This window comes from Pseudomonas sp. GW822-FHT06B12, from assembly GCF_058799675.1.
This window is the reverse complement of the sequence record NZ_JBXALR010000001.1, coordinates 833,545-850,558: the sequence shown is the minus strand read 5'-3', so window position 1 is coordinate 850,558 and position 17,014 is coordinate 833,545. Positions and strand designations below refer to the sequence as shown.

Below are 17,014 nucleotides of genomic sequence, written 5' to 3'. Positions count from 1 at the left end.
TCATCCTTTTTTGCTGATCGGGCGGTCGGGTGGCTCGTCGCGCGTCACCTCGCGGTACCAGAGCGCATGGTGTTTTTTCGCCCAGGCGCGGCTGACCCAGCCATGCAGCATCGCGCTGACCGAGCCCTTGATCCAGATGCCGGCGTAGATGTGCACGATGATGCTCAACACCAGCACGAAAGCCGCCAGGGCATGCAGCAGCATCGCCAGGCGAATCGAGGTGATACCGAAGTATTGGCTGAAATAGACCCGCCAGATCACCACTCCGCTAAACAGCAGCACCAGCATGCAGGCCAGCAGGGTCCAGAACAGCAGCTTCTGCCCGGGGTTGTATTTGCCGATCGGCGGCACGCCCTCCTCTTCGTTGCGTATCACCCGGTCGATCCGTTTGAGCCACAGGCGGTCGTTGGCAATGAAAAAATTGGCCCGCCAGAAGCGGATCACCAGCCCGAGGAAAAACACGAACATCAGCACGCCCATAAAAGGATGCAGGATGCGCGTCCAGGGCCCGCCGCCGAATAGCTGGCTGAGCCAGAACAGCGACGGGTGGAACAGTGCCAGACCCGACAGGGCCGCCATCAAGAACAGAATCGCCACCAGCCAGTGGTTGGTGCGTTCGTTGGCGCTATAGCGCTGGATCGTTTTGTCGTTCATGGTCGTTTCCCCTCCTGCGATCCAGGCGTGTTCGGGTCATAGACATGCACGGCCGGGTCGACCTCATGCACGCTGAGGTCCTTGCCGGGCGGGTGTTCGTCTTCCTCGACGCGCTGCGGACCGATGCGCACGTAATGGAAGAAGCCCGCCAGCACCGCGGCTCCCATGGCCAACAACGCCAGGGGTTTGCTCACGCCTTTCCACAGCCCTACCAATGGGCTGATGACCGGCTGATTCGGCAAACCGGCGTACAACGATGGCTGGTCGGCGTGGTGCAGCACGTACATCACGTGGGTGCCGCCGACTCCGGCGGGGTCGTAGAGACCGGCGTTGTCGAAGCCCCGTGACTTGAGGTCAACGATACGTTCGGCGGCATGCTCTTTCATGTCTTCCTTGCTGCCGAACACGATGGCTCCGGTCGGGCAAGTCTTGACGCAGGCTGGTTCCAGCCCGACCGCCACCCGGTCCGAGCACAGCGTGCACTTGTAGGCCTTGTGGTCTTTCTGCGAAATACGTGGAATGTTGAAGGGGCAGCCGGTGATGCAATAACCGCAGCCGATGCAATGGTCCTGATCGAAGTCGACGATGCCATTGGCGTGCTTGATGATTGCCCCCGGACTTGGGCACGCCGCGAGGCAGCCAGGTTCGGCGCAATGCATGCAGCCATCCTTGCGGATCAGCCATTCAAGATTGCCGGCGTCGGTTTCGTGCTCGGTGAAACGCATCAGCGTCCAGGTCTGGGCGCTGAGGTCCTGTGGGTTGTCGTAGGTGCCGTGGTTGTGACCGACCTCGTCACGCAATTCATTCCATTCCGAACAGGCCACCTGGCAGGCCTTGCAACCGATGCATTTGGTGGTGTCGATCAGCTTGGCGACTTCCTCCTGTTGACGTACCGAGGGCGGCAAGGTGGTGGTGGCCGAACGGGCAATGATGTCTTGGTTGGCCATCAGATTTTCTCCACATTGACCAGGAATGACTTGGATTCCGGAGTCTGTGTATTGCCGTCACCGAGAAACGGCACCAGGGTGTTTGTCAGGTAGCCATGCCGGGTTGCCCCGGTGAAGCCCCAGTGCAGCGGGATGCCAATCTGGTGCACGGTCTGGTTGTTGACCTGCAGCGGACGGATCCGCTTGGTCACCACCGCCACCGCCTCGATATGCCCGCGTTTGGAGCTGACTCGCACCCGGTCGCCCGCGGCAATGCCCTTCTCCTTGGCCAGCGCTTCACCAATTTCGACGAACTGCTCGGGCTGGGTCACGGCATTGATCGGGCAATGCTTGGTCCAGAAGTGGAAGTGCTCGGTCAGTCGGTAGCTGGTGGCGGCATAGGGGAAGTCCTTCGCCGTCCCCAGCGAATCCCAGACCGAATCGAAGATGCGTCCGGCCGGGTTGCTGGTCGCCTTCTTGTTGCCGGGGTGCAGCGGGTTGATGCCGATGGGCGTTTCGAACGGTTCGTAATGCTCCGGGAATGGCCCTTCGTTCATCTTGTCGAGGGCGAAGAAACGCGCCACCCCTTCGGGGTTCATGATGAACGGGTTCATGCCCGCTTCCGGCGGCACGTCGGCCTTGTAGTCGGGCACGTCGGTGCCGCCCCAGGTCTTGCCATTCCACCACACCAGGCGCTTTTTCGGGTCCCAGGGCTGGCCCTTCGGGTCGGCCGAGGCGCGGTTGTAGAGAATCCGTCGGTTCATCGGCCAGGCCCAGGCCCATCCGAGGTTCTGCTTCATCCCGAAGGGGTCGCTGTTGTCGCGGCGGGCCATCTGATTGCCCTGCTCGGTCCAGCTGCCGCAGAAAATCCAGCAGCCCGACGCCGTGCTGCCGTCGTCCTTGAGCTGGGCGAAACCGGACAATTGCTGCCCGGCCTTGAGCGTCGTTCCCGAGGCGTCGGTGACATCGGCAATCGCGTAGCCGTTGAACTCTTTGGCGATCTCTTCCGGCGTCGGATCATCGGGCACCTTGTAGGGCCAACTGAGCTTGAGAATAGGCTCGGCGAAGGCACCGCCGTTGGCCTGGTAGCGCTGACGCAAACGGATGAACAGTTCGCTCATGATCTTGATGTCGGTGCGTGCTTGCCCCGGGCCGTCGGCGCCCTTCCAGTGCCATTGCAGCCAGCGGCCGCTATTGACCAGTGAGCCGTCCTCTTCGGCGAAGCAAGTGGTGGGCAGGCGGATGACTTCGGTCTGGATGCTGGCCGTTTCGACATCGTTGTAAGGCCCGACATTGCGCCAGAACTCCGAGGTCTCGGTGGCTAGCGGGTCCATCACCACCAGCCATTTGAGTTTGGCCAGCGCGGCCATCACACGGTTCTTGTCGGGCAAGGCAGCGATGGGATTGAAGCCCTGGCAGACGTAACCGTTGATCTTCCCGCTGGACATCATGTCGAACACTTTCAATATGTCGTAGCCGGGGATGTCGAGCTTGGGCAGCCAGTCGTAGCCCCAGTGGTTGTCGGCGGTGGCGTTGGCGCCGTACCAGGCCTTCATCAGGCTGACGTGGAACTTGCCGTAGTTCTGCCAGTAGGACAGCTGTCCGGGCCGAAGTGGTTTGAGCGCACGCTTGGCGATGTAGGTGTCGTAGTCCTGTTCGGCGTCGCCCGGCAGGGTCAGGTAGCCGGGCAGCAGGTTCGACAGCAACCCAAGGTCGGTCAGGCCCTGGATGTTGGAGTGCCCGCGCAGCGCATTGACGCCCCCGCCCGGCATACCGACGTTGCCTAGCAGCAGCTGCACCATGGCCGCGCTGCGAATCATCTGCGAGCCAGTCGAATGCTGGGTCCAGCCCAATGCATAGAGGATCGTCATGGTCTTGCCCGGTTGCGAGCAGGTGGCGATCTCTTCCCAGATCTTCTGCATGGCGTCTTGCGGCATGCCGCAGATCTGGCTGGTCAGCTCCAGGGTGTAGCGGCTGTAGTGCTGCTTCATCAGTTGGTAGACGCAACGCGGGTGTAACAAGGACGGATCGACTTTGGCGAAACCGTCCTCGCCGATTTCATAGCCCCAACTGGATTTGTCGCTGTAGGTGCGCTTGGTCGCATCGTAGCCGGTAAACAGCCCGTCCTCGAAGCCAAAGCCTTCCTTGACGATGAACGACACGTCCGTATAGGCATGCACGTACTCGTGCTGGATTTTGTTTTCAGTGAGCAGATAGTTGATCAGACCGCCCATGAAGGCGATGTCGGTGCCGGTGCGGATCGGTGCGTAATAGTCGGCCACCGAGGCGGTACGGGTGAAGCGCGGGTCGATCACGATCAGCCGCGCCTGGTTGTGCGCTTTGGCTTCGGTCACCCATTTAAAGCCACAGGGGTGGGCTTCGGCGGCATTACCGCCCATGACCAGGACCAGATTCGCGTTGGCGATATCGGTCCAGTGGTTGGTCATCGCACCTCGGCCATACGTTGGGGCAAGACTTGCCACCGTCGGGCCATGTCAGACACGTGCCTGGTTATCGAACCCCAGCATGCCCAGACTGCGAACGACCTTGTGAGTCATGTAACCGGCTTCGTTGGAGGACGCCGAGGCGGCGAGAAAACCCACCGAAAGCCAACGGTTGACCGTCTGGCCCTGGGCGTTCTTCTCGATGAAATTGGCGTCGCGATCGGCCTTCATCAGGTCAGCGATGCGATCCAGCGCTTCATCCCAGGACACCCGCGTCCATTCTTTGCTGCCCGGCTTGCGCACCTGCGGATAGTGCAGCCGGCTGGGGCTATGGACGAAGTCCAGCAGGCCTGCGCCTTTGGGGCACAGCGTGCCGCGATTGACCGGGTGGTCGGCGTCCCCTTCGATGTGAATGATGCTTTGGGTGACGTTCTTGGCCGCATCGCCCTGGCTATACATGATCAAGCCGCAACCCACCGAACAGTAGGGGCAGGTATTGCGGGTTTCACGGGTATGGGCCAGCTTGAAGTGGCGTACTTGTTCGGCGAAGGCAGGCGCCGGGGCCATGCCCAGCGCAGCCAGACTGGAGCCTCCAAGGCCGATAGCGGCGACCTTGAAGAACTGACGACGGTTGAGGTCCATCGTGCACTCCTGATCAGGTTAAGTTACCCGGAGTTTGGCCGGAAAATCCTGGACGATCACGGTGGCTGCGATACGGCCACACATAGTTGAAACTTTAGTCAAGATTTCAAGGGATGTAACGAAACCCGATCGTCGGCGGGGCATGCGCCCTGCTCCGCTTACTTCCTTGGGTGGCCGGTCAATTCAGATGCCCAATGGCCCGGTCACTGGTTTTTTTTGCGATAGGCCATCGAATCGTCGATACGTTTAAGAATGTAGTCGCCCGCAGCCACCGGCGGGTACAGGCTGAGTGCCGGGTCGATACCCAAATCACAGGGATCGACTCTGGCGCTATAGGTCGGGTCGTAGAATGTCGCGATGGAGTAGCGCTCATGGCCTGAAGAGTTGATCACCCGGTGCAGGGTCGAACGAAAACGATCGTTGGACCAATGCGCCAACAGGTCTCCGACGTTCACTACAAGACTGCCCGGAATCGGCGTGGCCTCGATCCAGCGATTGGAACCCAGTTCGCGCACCTGCAAGCCACCGCTGTTGTCCTGATAGAGCAAGGTGATGCAGCCGTAATCGGTGTGAGGGGCCACACCGAACTGGTCAGCCTCAGCCTGCGGCGGTTGTGGCGGGTAATAGACCATCTGCGTGCGCTGCAGGGGTTTGGTGTATTTATCCGCGAAGAAATTTTCTTCGATACCCAACCCCACCGCCACCACCCTCAGCAGGTCCGCCCCAGCCTTGCCGATTTGCGCATAGTACTCAGTCAATGCGTCACGCAGTTGCGGCATGAATGCCGGCCACTGGTTCGGTCCACGCAGAGCCTCGCCGGCGAGGACGCAAGGATCATCCTCCGCCAGCTCCAGCCCCATACTGAAGAACTCCTTGTGATCGGGCTTGGTCGCTTCATACATGGTCGCCCCACCCAGCGCATGCCAGCCTCGATGGCGCTTGTTTACCGCCACCTGCCGTTTGACCTCGACCGGATAGGCAAAGAACTGCCCGGCAGCCGACATGGCTCTGTCGATCACCGTTTGCGGCACGCCGTGGTTAATGATGTAGAAGAAGCCGGTTTCGCTACAGGCTTTTCGAATGGCGTCACCGGCGCGACGAATACTCGCCTGATCACCTTCGCGGACACCGGACATATCGATCAAGGGCAGATTGGCGCTAGAGGTCATGTTCACTCCTGGGTGCATCGTGCATGCAAGGGTGGGATGAAGGGTTTCGTCAGCAAACCGTTAACCGGTATATACAGGATAAAGCACTTACTGTGCCGCTCCGCCAGGCAATCACTGGCAAGCCTCAGACCAAAGCGAACATCCCTTTTTGATAACCGTACAAAACCGCCAGCGACCTGTTACCTACAGGTTTCCATTCGCCCCAGCCGGGTGCAGAGAGCCCCCACCTGGTGCAACCTTTGGTGACAGGCCTGAAAAAAAACAGGCGCCCGCGATTGCCTCTTCGTCTTGGGTAAACAGCGTCTGGAATGCTGGTTGGCGAGCGAATTCGCAATTATGGCCTGCATATTGCTCTACCTGTATATACAGGAGCATATAGCTACCCTATTCCCCGCCACCCTGACCTCAGGACACTCTCTATGTACGCACCGCTGCAGCTCAAACCCGGCCAGCTCTCCCTCGATCAATTGCGCGCCATTTACCAGTTGCAAAGCCCTTTCGAACTGGACCCGGCCGCTCGCGACGTGGTCAATGCCAGTACTCGTACGGTAGACGAAATTATCGCCAACCAGCGCACGGTGTACGGCATCAACACCGGGTTCGGCCTGCTGGCACGGACCTCCATTCCCACCGAGTCATTGGCCAGACTGCAACGTAACCTGCTGTTGTCGCACTGCACCGGCACCGGCCCGTTACTGGATGATGCCAGTGTCGGCTTGATCATGGCGCTCAAGGTCGGCTCCCTTGCCCGTGGTTTTTCCGGGATTCGCTGGGAAGTCATTCAGGCCCTGAGCAAGCTCTATGCCGCCAGGGTTTATCCCTGCATACCGTCGCAAGGGTCGGTCGGCGCTTCGGGCGATCTGGCGCCGTTGGCGCATATGTCCGCGGTGCTGATCGGTGTCGGCCGGGTGCGTCATGAAGGGCGTGAAATGGATGCCGTCGAAGGACTGGCGATTGCCGGCCTGGAACCGCTGGTACTGGGCCCGAAGGAAGGTCTGGCGCTGATCAACGGCACCCAGGTTTCGACGGCGCTGGCCTTGCGTGGTCTGTTCGCCTGCGAAAAGCTGTTCAGCGCTGCGGTAGTCGCCGGCAGCCTGAGCGTTGAAGCGTTGAAAGGCTCGGACGTGCCGTTTGACCCACGGATCCAGGCAGTTCGCGGACAACCGGGGCAAATCGACGTGGCATCGTTCTACCGTGAACTGTTGGCCACCAGCGAGATTCGCGAATCCCATCGTGACTGCGACCGGGTGCAGGACCCTTACTCGCTGCGCTGCCAGCCTCAGGTCATGGGCGCCTGCCTTGACCACATGCGATTCGCTGCCGGGGTGTTTCTGCGTGAAGCCAACGCCGTCTCGGATAACCCGCTGGTGTTCTGTGCCGACGGCGACGTGCTCTCCGGCGGTAACTTCCACGCCGAACCGGTCGCCATGGCGGCCGATGTATTGGCCCTGGCCATTTCAGAAATCGGTGCGCTGTCAGAGCGCAGGATCGCCCAACTGGTTGATCCGGCACTGTCGGGCCTTCCGGCCTTTCTGGTGCGCGAAGGCGGCCTGAACTCCGGTTTCATGATCGCTCAGGTCACCGCTGCCGCTCTCGCATCAGAGAACAAGACCCTCGCGCATCCAGCGTCGGTGGATAGCCTGCCGACTTCGGCCAATCAGGAAGACCACGTCTCGATGGCGACCTTTGCGGCACGTCGTTTGCTGGATATGGCCGGTAACAGCAGCGCAGTCGTCGCCATCGAACTGCTGGGTGCCGCTCAAGGCGTGGACTTGCATGCGCCTTTGCAGACCTCGGAAAAGCTCGGCGAAGTGCTGACGATGATTCGCCGCGAAGTCGCGCATTACGATGAAGACCGCTATTTCGCACCCGACATCGCTGCTGCACGGGCCTGGGTCGAAAACGCAGCGTTCACCCGCTGGTTGCCTGCCGAGCGCCTGTACGCCTGATCCTGATCTGTACATCTGAGCCGAACCCGTTCGCCGCGGCGCTGCTGCGGCGAACACTGATTCTTCCGTAGCCGAGGGGAAATGCCATGCGCCGCTTTTTTTTTCAGACCCCGATTATCGTCGAGCGCAGAGCTCGCTACCGATGCGGTTTTGCTTGGGCGCGCTACTTTGTATGGAGTGTCGACCGTCACCCGTTGAGCGCGACGCCTACCACTACCTTCACCGTGAGTTGAACCGATGAACGATCTGCAACAGACCCTCGAACAGTTGCGCCAGGCACTGGGCGATGCCGCGGTACTAACGGGCGCCGATATCAGTCAACGGCACTACAGCGACTGGACGGGCCATGCGCCGGCCTGCCCTGCCGCGTTGTTGCTGCCGCGTACCACGGAGCAGGTAGCGAGCGCCTTGCGCATCTGCAACGACGCGCAGCAATCGGTGGTTCCCCAAGGCGGGATGACCGGGCTGGCCGGTGGCGCAGTGCCTCGTGAAACGGACATTGCCCTGTCCCTTGAGCGCCTGCGCGGCATCGAAGAAATCGACCCGGCGGCGGCGACCATCAGCGTCTGGGCCGGCACTACTCTTGAGGAAATCCAGCATGCGGTTGTCGATGCGGGCTTTGTATTCCCGCTGGACCTCGGCGCCCGTGGCTCGTGCCAGATTGGCGGCAACATCGCCACCAATGCCGGCGGCAACGCGGTGATCCGCTACGGCATGACCCGTGATCTGGTACTCGGGCTGGAGGTGGTCCTGGCCGATGGCCGGGTCCTCAATCTGCTCAACAAGATGATCAAGAACAACTGCGGTTATGACCTGAAACAGTGCTTCATCGGCAGCGAAGGCACCCTTGGGGTGATCACCCGTGCGGTATTGAAACTGGCGCCGACACCCGGCGAAACCACCACCCTGCTCTGCGCCCTGCCCGATTACGCCAGCGCGGTCAGCCTGCTGCGGCGGGTGCAGCGCAGTGTTGGTACGCCGCAGGCGTATGAGCTGATGTGGCAGGACTTCTTCCGCCTGGGAGTCAGTTGGCTGGAAAACACCGCCGCGCCGATCTCGCTGGATTATCCGTTGTATGTATTGCTCGAGTCCGCCAGCTCTCGGGAGTCTCTTGAGCAGACGCTGGAAGAGGCTTTTGGCGCCGGTGAAGTGGTTGATGCAGTCCTCGCCAGCTCCCAGACCCAGGCCCGCGCGCTCTGGAAGATCCGTGAAGCGACCGGCGAATTCCCCCTGCGCATGACCCCGTTGAACTTCGACGTCAGCCTGCCGATCGGCCTGATCGGCGACTTTGCCGAACGCTGTCGCCAGCGCCTTGAGCAACGCTGGCCGGGCAACCACAGCGTGTACTTCGGCCACATCGGTGATAGCAACCTGCACCTGACCGTCGACTGCGCCTCCTTGCCCCAGCCCGCGCCCATCCTTGAAGTCGAGGAGCTGGTCTATAGCGCTGTCGGCGAACTGGGCGGCTCTGTCTCGGCCGAACATGGCATCGGCCTGCTCAAACGCGAATTTCTCCATCACTCGGTCAGCAGCGAAGCTCGCCAGGCGATGCAGCAACTCAAGGATTGCTTCGATCCCAAAGGCATTCTCAACCCGGGGAAAATCCTCGGTTGAATTCGAGTTCAAGCTGTATATACCGCAATGGCACGTTAACTGCTGTAGCGGTAATGAATCACCCGCAACACATAACTAGATCCAACACACACCATAAGCCTCGCTGCACCTGATGAAGGAGTTACACCATGCAACTCGATTCTCTGTTCAGTAAAAGATTCAACGGCCTGTGCATCGCCCTGACCCTGGCTGGCGCCTGTATGGCGGCCCAGGCCGATCAACTTGCGGATGTGAAAAAGGCCGGTGAACTGGTGGTCGGCACCGAGCTGCAATTTGCACCTTTCGACTTTACCGAGAGCGGTAAACAGAAAGGCTTGAACGCCGAGCTGTTCGAGCAACTGGGCAAAGAACTGGGGGTCAAGGTCAGGTTCATGGACTTGCCATGGCCAAGTGTGTTGCCGGGGCTTGAAGCGAAGAAATTCGACATGGTCGCAGGCCCCATTATCGTCACCAAGGCGCGTAAGGAGCGTTATCACTTCGTGATGCCGATCGCCGAGGCAACAGTGGCCTTGCTGGTCAGCGCCAAGGACAGTCCCATCAATAAACCCGAAGACATCGCCGGCAAAGCCGTGGGCGCCGGCAAGGGTTCGGCGCAGCTCGAAGAACTGAAAACCTTCTCCTCCACCCTGCCGAAGAAAGTCGATGTCCGTGAATACATCGACAACAACCAGGCCTACGCAGAGCTTGGGACCAAACGCATCGTTGCCGTCGCCAACTCGCTGCCGAACATTTCCTATGTCGCCGCCCAGCATCCGGACAAGTACAAAGTGGTCATGCCTCCGTTCGGCAAAAAGTCCTACTTCGCCTACCTGGGACGCAAGGATGACGACGCCAATAGCCTGATTGCCGCCCTCGATACCGCCATGTTGAAAATGCACGATGACGGTCGTCTCGCCGCCCTGCAGAAGAAATGGCTGGGGACCGAAATGGACGTGCCAAAAGCTGACTTCGACCCGACCTGGTAAACCGGGTTCGCGGGTTCGATGAACGGATCGCCGGCTCAGCCGAGCCGGTGATTTATCCATGCTGGAGGCACGACGATGTTCGATTGGCCTTTACTGCTGCAAAACCTGCCACTGCTGTTGGGCAGCCTGCTGGTGACCCTCGAGATTTCCGTCTCGGCGTTGGCCATCGGCTTTGTCATCGGCGTTATCGTCGGCAGCTTACGTCTTTCGCCCTTGCCGTTGTTGAGGCGCTTGGGTGGCGCTTATATCTTCGTGTTCCGCGGCATTCCGCTGCTGGTGCAATTGCTGTTCATCTATTACTTCCTGCCGCGTATCGGCCTGCCCAACGTTTCGCCCATGGTGGCGGCGGTGATCGGCCTGTCCCTGGCGGCGGGAGCGTACATCGCTGAAATCATGCGCGGTGGCTTTCTTGCCATCCCCGGCGGTCAGCTGGAAGCCGCCGGTCTGCTGGGTCTGAGCTCAGGGCAAATGCTGGTGCGCATTCGTGTCCCTCAAGCCGTGCGCCTGACCCTACCGGCACTGGTCAATGAAATGATCCTGCTGATCAAGGCCTCCTCGCTGGTGTCGGTGGTGGGCCTGGCCGACCTGACCCGCACGGCGCAGAACATTGCGGCCAGTGACTACCTGTTCGTTCAGGACTACCTGATGCTGGCCGGCTTCTATTGCCTGATCAACATTCCGCTGGCGTTTTTTGGCGGCCTGCTGGAACGCCATCTGAAGGAGCGCACCGCATGATCTTTGACCCCACCATCATCACCGACCACCTCGGCGACATCGGTGAAGGCTTCATGGTCACCCTCGGCACCTGGTCTTCGGGTGTGGCGCTGGGTCTGTTGTTGGGCCTGTTGATTGCCATCGCCCAACTGTTCGGCAACAGCCTGGTTCGCGCGCCGTTACGGGTGTTCATCGAGATGATTCGAAGTACGCCATTTCTGGTCCAGTTGTTCCTGGTGTACTACGGCGGCCCGTCTTTCGGTCTGAGCCTGGACCCGATACCGGCCGGTATTCTCGGTTTGGGCATTTATGGCAGCGTGTACTTCGCCGAAATTTTCCGCACCGGTTTTGAATCGGTAGCCCGCGGGCAACTGGAAGCCGCCGACTGCCTGGGCATCAGCCGCCTGCAATGCATCACCCGCATCCAGATCCCGCAAATGCTGGTGATCATCCTGCCAGCGTTGGTCAACCTGGTGACTATTCTGTGCAAGGAAACCGCCGTGCTATCGATCATCACCATCCCCGAGCTGACCATGGTCCTGACCGGCATAGGCTCGGAAACCTTCGCCTTTGTCGAAACCCTGCTGGTGCTGTGCATTGGCTACCTGCTGCTGGTGGAAGCCTGTTCCCGGCTGGGCATGCTGCTGGAACTACGCGTTGGGCGTTTCATGCAGAAGCAACCGCGATGAACAGCCTCCTCTCTACCGCTACGGACCTGCGCGCGAACCCCGTCACTTCGACGCCAGCAGTCCCGCCACACTCATCCGTATTGAAAGAATCAGGTGAAGCGATGAAGACTCCCAAGGCACTCTCCGACAACCGCGAGCCGATGCTCACGCTGCACAACGTCGGCAAGAGCTTCGGCACTCTGCGCGTACTCAAGGGTATCGACTTGCAGGTCCGGCATTCTGAAGTGGTGTGCCTGATCGGCCCCTCCGGCTCGGGCAAAAGCACCCTGCTGCGCAGCATGGCGTTCCTCGAAGAATACGACGAGGGCGAAATTTACATCGAAGGTCAATTGCTTGGCTGGGTGCCGGAAAACGGCAAAGGCCGCAAGCGTGCGGCGCAGTCGCAAATCAATCGGGTGCGGCGCAATGTCGGCATGGTCTTCCAGCAGTTCAACCTGTGGCCGCACATGACCGCCCTCGGCAATGTCAGTGAAGCCTTGTTGCGCGTGCGCAAGCTGTCTGCCGATGACGCTCGGCAACGGGCCATGGCGATGCTCGATAAAGTCGGCTTGGCCCACAAGGCCGCGGCCTATCCGGCGCAGCTGTCCGGTGGTCAGCAACAGCGCGTGGCGATTGCCCGGGCATTGGCGATGGAGCCGCACATCATGCTGTTCGATGAACCCACGTCTGCCCTCGACCCGGAACTGGTCGGCGAAGTGCTGCAGGTCATGAAGACCCTGGCCAGGGAAGGCATGACCATGGTGGTGGTCACCCACGAGATGGGCTTCGCCGCCCAGGTTGCCGACTCGGTGGTGTTTCTCGATCAGGGCCAGGTGGTTGCCCATGGCACACCCCGCGAAATTTTTCACAACGCCGAACAGCCGCGTCTGCAGCAGTTCCTGCAGAACTACCTGGACCGCAACGCCTTCTGGCAAGACACCCAAGAGATCAGCCCAGTATGAATGCCAACGACCTGAATCTGTTAGCCCGCGCCGAAGTGCGCGACCTTGCCAGCTATAACGCCGGCCTCGGCTCGGATGCGGTGCGCCAGCGCTTCGGCCTGACCCGCGTCGCAAAACTGGGCAGCAATGAAAACCCGATGGGCCCCGCCCCCGCCGTGACGGCCGCCACGGCCCGGGCCTGTGATGAAATTGCGCTGTACCCGGATGCCAGTTGCCAGGCATTACGCGCCGCCCTTGCGAAAAAGCTCGGCGTACCAGGTGATCAATTGGTCTTCGGCAATGGCTCGGAAGATCTGCTGAGCATCATCAGTCGAGTGTTTTTGGACCACGACGATGAAGTCGTCACAGTGGTACCGTCCTTTGGCTTGCACTTCATTTATCCAATGGCCGCCGGTGCCCGAGTGGTGGGCGTGCCGATGACGGCCGACGGGACCTTCGACGTGCCGGCGATGATCGCTGCGCTCACCCCGCGCACTCGTCTGCTGATGTTCTCCTGCCCATCCAATCCGGTCGGCTGCACCCTCAGCGCCGATGAGTTGCAGCAGTTGCTCGACGCATTGCCCGCGCACTGTTTGCTGGTGTTCGACGAAGCCTATTTCGAATACGCCCGATTCGAGGCCGATTATCCGGATTGCCTTGGCTTGATTCAGGCCAGCGACAAGCCATTCATCTTGCTGCGGACCTTCTCCAAGGCCTTTTCCCTGGCGGGGTTGCGAGTCGGCTACGGCATTGTCAGCGATCCGCTACTGGCTGATTTGATCAACCGTCTGCGGACACCCTTCAACGTCAACCGCATGGCCCAGGCCGCGGCGGTTGCGGCGCTGGCCGACGACGAACATCTACAGGCCTGTCTTTCCCATGTTGCCAGCGAACGCCGGCGTCTGGTGGCCGCCCTGCAGGAACAAGGCCTGGCGACCGCGCCGTCGATGGCCAACTTCCTGTACTTCAGCACCCCCTGGCCTGCCGAAATCATCAATCAGGCGCTGCTACGCGAGGGGGTGATCATCAAGCCCTGGCGCGAAGCCGGTCACACTCAGTACTTGCGGGTATCCATCGGAAGCTGTGAGGATAACGACCTTTTCCTCAAAGCCCTGGCAAGAGTACTTGCCGTACAAGAGACGCGGACCGACTGATGATCAAAAATGCACCGCAAGCCCTCTATCGGCGCGCGAAGGACTTTGTGCAGAGCCAGCTTCGCGCGGGCGTCTGGAAGCCCGGCGACCTGATCCCGTCAGAGAACCGTTTGGTGCAGGAGCTGGGCATGTCGCGCATGACCGTCAATCGGGCATTGCGCGAACTGACCGAAGAAGGTCATCTGGTGCGGATCTCGGGCGTCGGGACCTTCGTGGCGGAAAGCAAGCCGCAATCGAACCTGCTGCGCATCACCAACATCGCCGACGAGATCGTCGCCCGGGGTCATAGCTACACCTGTCGTGTCCTGCATCTGGGACGCGAGGCCGCCTCGATGCCGGTGGCTGCCGCCCTGGCGCTGGCCACCGGTTCCTCGGTTTTTCATCTGATCTGTGTGCATTGCGAAGAAGGTGTACCGGTGCAACTCGAGGATCGCTACGTCAATCCCGAGTTGGTACCGGAATTTCTGCAGCAAGACTTTGGCGAACACCTGCAACCGGCCAGATACCTGTTGCAGGTCATCAGGCCCGATGAAATGGAACACATCGTCGAAGCCAGCCACCCCAGCAGCGATGAAAGCAAGCACATGCAAATCGATGCCAACGAACCCTGCCTGGTTCTTATGCGTCGGACCTGGAGTCAGGGCAAGATCGTCACTTACGTGCGCCTGGTTCATCCCTCCTCACGCTATCGCCTGGGCAGTCGCCTGCCAGTAAACGGAGCCCACAGAGACAGTTGAGCCCTGATCGCTCTAGTGTCACTGGGGCAGCCGCTACAGGACCGTTGACTCAGGCATGCCATTGCCGCCTTTCCCGGTCACATCGTCCACCCAGCTCATGGCCGCAATGACGGTCGGGAAACCGATGGTGCTGGTCAGTGCGATCAGTGTGTGATGGATCTCCTCAGTCGTCGCACCGGCTGCCAGCGCTCGTCGGGTATGACTGTGCACTGCGCCCTCTGAGCGGATGGCCGCCGCGGCACCGAGCTGAATCAGCTGGACGGTTTTCTCGTCCAGCGGCCCGGCATGATGCGCCGCTGTACCCAAGGCCTCCATGGCACTGAAGTAATCAGGGTATAGATGTTTGAGGCGTTGGTACGTGTACGGGTTGTGATCGCTCTTGCTGTCCATCTTTACCTCCTCGCGTTGACGGTTCGATTCAGTTCTGGCCCTTCACTTCAGACAGCGCTCTACAAGTTCCTTGGCGCTGGTGACCGGGGGTTCGCACGTGTGGTTTCGGCACACATAGGCGCTGGTTTGTCCCGCGAGCGCATACCGGCCCGCGCCGATGGGCACATCCTCGGCAAAAGCCAGGACGCGTGCCGGCAAGTAGCGGCGCTGCAGGCTAGTGACCAAGATGCTGGCGGCGGAGCGGTCGCCGGCAACGACGATGCTGATCGGGCCACGCTGTACCCAGTCCTGCGCCGCCAGTAGATGGGCGAAACCGAAGGGATTCTGCGCGGCTGCGGCGCGGTACATCGTCAACACCTGCTCCGCACGTTCGCGGTAAAGCTCGCGGCCGGTCAGTTCAAAGAGTCGCAAGAAAGCGAACACGCAAGCCGAGGTTCCCGAAGGCCAGGCACTGTCGTGTGGCGCCCGAGGCCTGTGCACCAGCGGCTCGCCATCGCTGGGCGTGAAGTAGAGCCCGTCTTCCCAGAACTTATCGAGGATCACTTCGACCAGTTGCGTAGCGCGTTCGAAATAGCGTTTCTCGAAGTCGCACTCGTAGAGATCGATCAAGGCGTTGGCGAAGAAGGCGTAGTCTTCGAGGAAACCTGGAACCTTGGCCGTGCCCTCCCGCCAGGCCCGGTACAGGCGACCCTCGGGGGTCAAGAGTCGGTCCAGTATGAAATCGGCAGCGCGCCTCGCGGCATTCAGGTGGGTTGTGGTTCCGGTCGCCTGGTAGGCGGCGCAGAGGCCCTGGATCATTAGCGCGTTCCAGCTGGTGAGGATGTTCTCGTCGCGACCCGGACGAATACGTTGAGCACGTGCCAGCAATAACCTGTCGCGCAGACCCGCCAGTTGTACTTCCTGCGCCGCGTCCAGATCGACTGCGCGGTGCAGCACGGTGCTGGCATGCTCGAAGTTGCCAACAGCGGTGATGCCGTAGGCCCGACAGGCCAGCGCGGCATCCGGGTCGCCGAGTGCGGCTTGCACCTGAGCGGGTGTCCACACATAGAATTTACCTTCTTCACCCTCGCTGTCAGCGTCCTCACTGGCGTAGAAACCGCCTTCAGGGTGGGTCATGTCACGCAAGATGTAGTCGATCGTCTCCTCGAACACGCGCCGCCAGGCAGGATTGCCGGTCTCGCGATAGCAGTCGGCATAGAGCTTCACGAGCTGGCCGTTGTCATAGAGCATTTTTTCGAAGTGGGGCACGGCCCAGCGTTCATCCACGCAGTAACGAGCAAAGCCGCCGCCCAGGTGATCGTAGAGCCCGCCGGCGGCCATGCGATCAAGGGTCAGCTCCACAGAACGCAGCAGATCCGGCTCGTGTAGACGCTGATAGAGACGCAGGACGAGATCATGGCAGGCCGGGTTGGGAAACTTCGGTGTATTGCCCAGACCGCCATGCACGGGGTCGGTGTTTCTGGCAAATAATCGGGCTGCGGCCGCCGGCTGGTCTAGCTCCAGCGGAGTATCGCCTTCCAGCATTGACGCCTCCAGCTTGCGATACCCCTGAAGGAACTGCTCGACGTTCTGTTGCAGCGCCGCGCGGTTGTTTTGCCAGGCGTCGCTCAAACCGAGCAGGAGCTGAGTGAAGCCTGGCCTGCCATAACCGTCGTCTGGCGGGAAGTAAGTGCCGCCGAAGAACGGCTCGCGCTGCGCAGTCAAGAACACTGTTAGCGGCCAGCCACCCCCCTGCCCCATCATTTGTACGACGGTTTGATAGATGTCGTCGAGGTCAGGCCGTTCCTGGCGGTCGACTTTGATGTTGATGAAACGCTCGTTCATCAGGCGCGCGGTCTCGGGGTTCTCGAACGACTCATGCGCCATCACGTGACACCAGTGGCAGGCGGCATAACCCAGCGACAGGTGGATGGGTTTGTCCTCGTCGCGTGCGCGGCGGAACGCCTCTTCGCCCCAGGGATACCAATCCACGGGGTTCTCTGCGTGCTGCCGCAGATAGGGCGAAGTTTCTTTGGCGAGTCGATTGCTCACGATTGGCTCCTCACAC

14 protein-coding genes are annotated in these 17,014 nt (G+C 60.6%); 8 read left to right on the top strand and 6 right to left on the bottom strand.

Annotation, left to right across the window (positions count from 1 at the left end; translation table 11 throughout):
* The 4 genes from AC1RKH_RS03915 to AC1RKH_RS03900 all read right to left on the bottom strand — a co-directional run bounded on the left by AC1RKH_RS03915 (window position 1) and on the right by AC1RKH_RS03900 (window position 5,835).
* Window positions 1–654 (bottom strand): formate dehydrogenase subunit gamma, encoded by a 654-nt coding sequence (locus AC1RKH_RS03915; RefSeq protein WP_123424635.1) that lies wholly within the window; start codon window positions 652–654, stop codon window positions 1–3.
* The gene (fdxH, locus tag AC1RKH_RS03910) at window positions 651–1,601 is read right to left on the bottom strand and encodes a formate dehydrogenase subunit beta (protein ID WP_493061189.1); all 951 of its coding nucleotides are present in this window, start codon (window positions 1,599–1,601) and stop codon (window positions 651–653) included. Before fdxH ends, AC1RKH_RS03915 begins: the two co-directional genes overlap by 4 nt.
* The gene (gene fdnG / locus AC1RKH_RS03905; RefSeq protein ID WP_493061188.1) at window positions 1,601–4,666 is read right to left on the bottom strand and encodes a formate dehydrogenase-N subunit alpha; all 3,066 of its coding nucleotides are present in this window, start codon (window positions 4,664–4,666) and stop codon (window positions 1,601–1,603) included. Before fdnG ends, fdxH begins: the two co-directional genes overlap by 1 nt.
* A gap of 203 nt (window positions 4,667–4,869) precedes the next feature.
* On the bottom strand, window positions 4,870–5,835 hold the full coding sequence (locus AC1RKH_RS03900; RefSeq protein ID WP_493061187.1) for an isopenicillin N synthase family dioxygenase: 966 nt from the start codon (window positions 5,833–5,835) through the stop codon (window positions 4,870–4,872).
* 419 nt (window positions 5,836–6,254) lie between these two features.
* On the opposite strand from AC1RKH_RS03900, the gene hutH reads away from it, so the two are divergent.
* The 8 genes from hutH to hutC all read left to right on the top strand — a co-directional run bounded on the left by hutH (window position 6,255) and on the right by hutC (window position 14,577).
* On the top strand, window positions 6,255–7,784 hold the full coding sequence (gene hutH / locus AC1RKH_RS03895) for a histidine ammonia-lyase (protein ID WP_493061186.1): 1,530 nt from the start codon (window positions 6,255–6,257) through the stop codon (window positions 7,782–7,784).
* A 237-nt stretch (window positions 7,785–8,021) separates the two neighbouring features.
* The gene (locus AC1RKH_RS03890) at window positions 8,022–9,398 is read left to right on the top strand and encodes an FAD-binding oxidoreductase (RefSeq protein ID WP_493061185.1); all 1,377 of its coding nucleotides are present in this window, start codon (window positions 8,022–8,024) and stop codon (window positions 9,396–9,398) included.
* A 128-nt stretch (window positions 9,399–9,526) separates the two neighbouring features.
* Window positions 9,527–10,363 carry a transporter substrate-binding domain-containing protein gene (locus tag AC1RKH_RS03885; RefSeq protein ID WP_493061184.1) on the top strand — a complete coding sequence of 279 codons (837 nt, stop codon included), beginning with the start codon at window positions 9,527–9,529 and terminating at the stop codon, window positions 10,361–10,363.
* A gap of 75 nt (window positions 10,364–10,438) precedes the next feature.
* Window positions 10,439–11,098 (top strand): amino acid ABC transporter permease, encoded by a 660-nt coding sequence (locus tag AC1RKH_RS03880; RefSeq protein WP_123424626.1) that lies wholly within the window; start codon window positions 10,439–10,441, stop codon window positions 11,096–11,098.
* A complete protein-coding gene (locus AC1RKH_RS03875; RefSeq protein WP_493061183.1) occupies window positions 11,095–11,766 on the top strand; it encodes an amino acid ABC transporter permease in 672 nt (223 codons plus the stop codon). Before AC1RKH_RS03880 ends, AC1RKH_RS03875 begins: the two co-directional genes overlap by 4 nt.
* A gap of 101 nt (window positions 11,767–11,867) precedes the next feature.
* Window positions 11,868–12,707, top strand: a complete 840-nt coding sequence (locus AC1RKH_RS03870) for an amino acid ABC transporter ATP-binding protein (protein ID WP_493061182.1) — start codon at window positions 11,868–11,870, stop codon at window positions 12,705–12,707.
* Window positions 12,704–13,840 carry a histidinol-phosphate transaminase gene (gene hisC, locus AC1RKH_RS03865; RefSeq protein ID WP_493061181.1) on the top strand — a complete coding sequence of 379 codons (1,137 nt, stop codon included), beginning with the start codon at window positions 12,704–12,706 and terminating at the stop codon, window positions 13,838–13,840. The genes AC1RKH_RS03870 and hisC overlap by 4 nt, the downstream gene beginning before the upstream one ends.
* Complete coding sequence (gene hutC / locus AC1RKH_RS03860; RefSeq protein ID WP_123424622.1) at window positions 13,840–14,577, top strand: histidine utilization transcriptional repressor HutC; 738 nt, start codon at window positions 13,840–13,842, stop codon at window positions 14,575–14,577. The genes hisC and hutC overlap by 1 nt, the downstream gene beginning before the upstream one ends.
* A 33-nt stretch (window positions 14,578–14,610) precedes the next feature.
* On the opposite strand, the gene AC1RKH_RS03855 is transcribed toward hutC, so the two are convergent.
* On the bottom strand, window positions 14,611–14,967 hold the full coding sequence (locus AC1RKH_RS03855; protein WP_123424621.1) for a carboxymuconolactone decarboxylase family protein: 357 nt from the start codon (window positions 14,965–14,967) through the stop codon (window positions 14,611–14,613).
* A gap of 42 nt (window positions 14,968–15,009) precedes the next feature.
* Window positions 15,010–16,998 carry a thioredoxin domain-containing protein gene (locus AC1RKH_RS03850; protein WP_493061180.1) on the bottom strand — a complete coding sequence of 663 codons (1,989 nt, stop codon included), beginning with the start codon at window positions 16,996–16,998 and terminating at the stop codon, window positions 15,010–15,012.
* Window positions 16,999–17,014 lie beyond the last annotated feature (16 nt).

Coding starts and splice junctions, on each gene's coding strand:
- hutC (WP_123424622.1), top strand. CDS start 13,840: ATGATCAAAAATGCACCGCAAGCCCTCTATCGGCGCGCGAAGGACTTT.
- AC1RKH_RS03870 (WP_493061182.1), top strand. CDS start 11,868: ATGAAGACTCCCAAGGCACTCTCCGACAACCGCGAGCCGATGCTCACG.
- AC1RKH_RS03915 (WP_123424635.1), bottom strand. CDS start 654: ATGAACGACAAAACGATCCAGCGCTATAGCGCCAACGAACGCACCAAC.
- AC1RKH_RS03890 (WP_493061185.1), top strand. CDS start 8,022: ATGAACGATCTGCAACAGACCCTCGAACAGTTGCGCCAGGCACTGGGC.
- AC1RKH_RS03855 (WP_123424621.1), bottom strand. CDS start 14,967: ATGGACAGCAAGAGCGATCACAACCCGTACACGTACCAACGCCTCAAA.
- AC1RKH_RS03885 (WP_493061184.1), top strand. CDS start 9,527: ATGCAACTCGATTCTCTGTTCAGTAAAAGATTCAACGGCCTGTGCATC.
- hisC (WP_493061181.1), top strand. CDS start 12,704: ATGAATGCCAACGACCTGAATCTGTTAGCCCGCGCCGAAGTGCGCGAC.
- hutH (WP_493061186.1), top strand. CDS start 6,255: ATGTACGCACCGCTGCAGCTCAAACCCGGCCAGCTCTCCCTCGATCAA.
- AC1RKH_RS03880 (WP_123424626.1), top strand. CDS start 10,439: ATGTTCGATTGGCCTTTACTGCTGCAAAACCTGCCACTGCTGTTGGGC.
- AC1RKH_RS03900 (WP_493061187.1), bottom strand. CDS start 5,835: ATGACCTCTAGCGCCAATCTGCCCTTGATCGATATGTCCGGTGTCCGC.
- AC1RKH_RS03875 (WP_493061183.1), top strand. CDS start 11,095: ATGATCTTTGACCCCACCATCATCACCGACCACCTCGGCGACATCGGT.
- fdxH (WP_493061189.1), bottom strand. CDS start 1,601: ATGGCCAACCAAGACATCATTGCCCGTTCGGCCACCACCACCTTGCCG.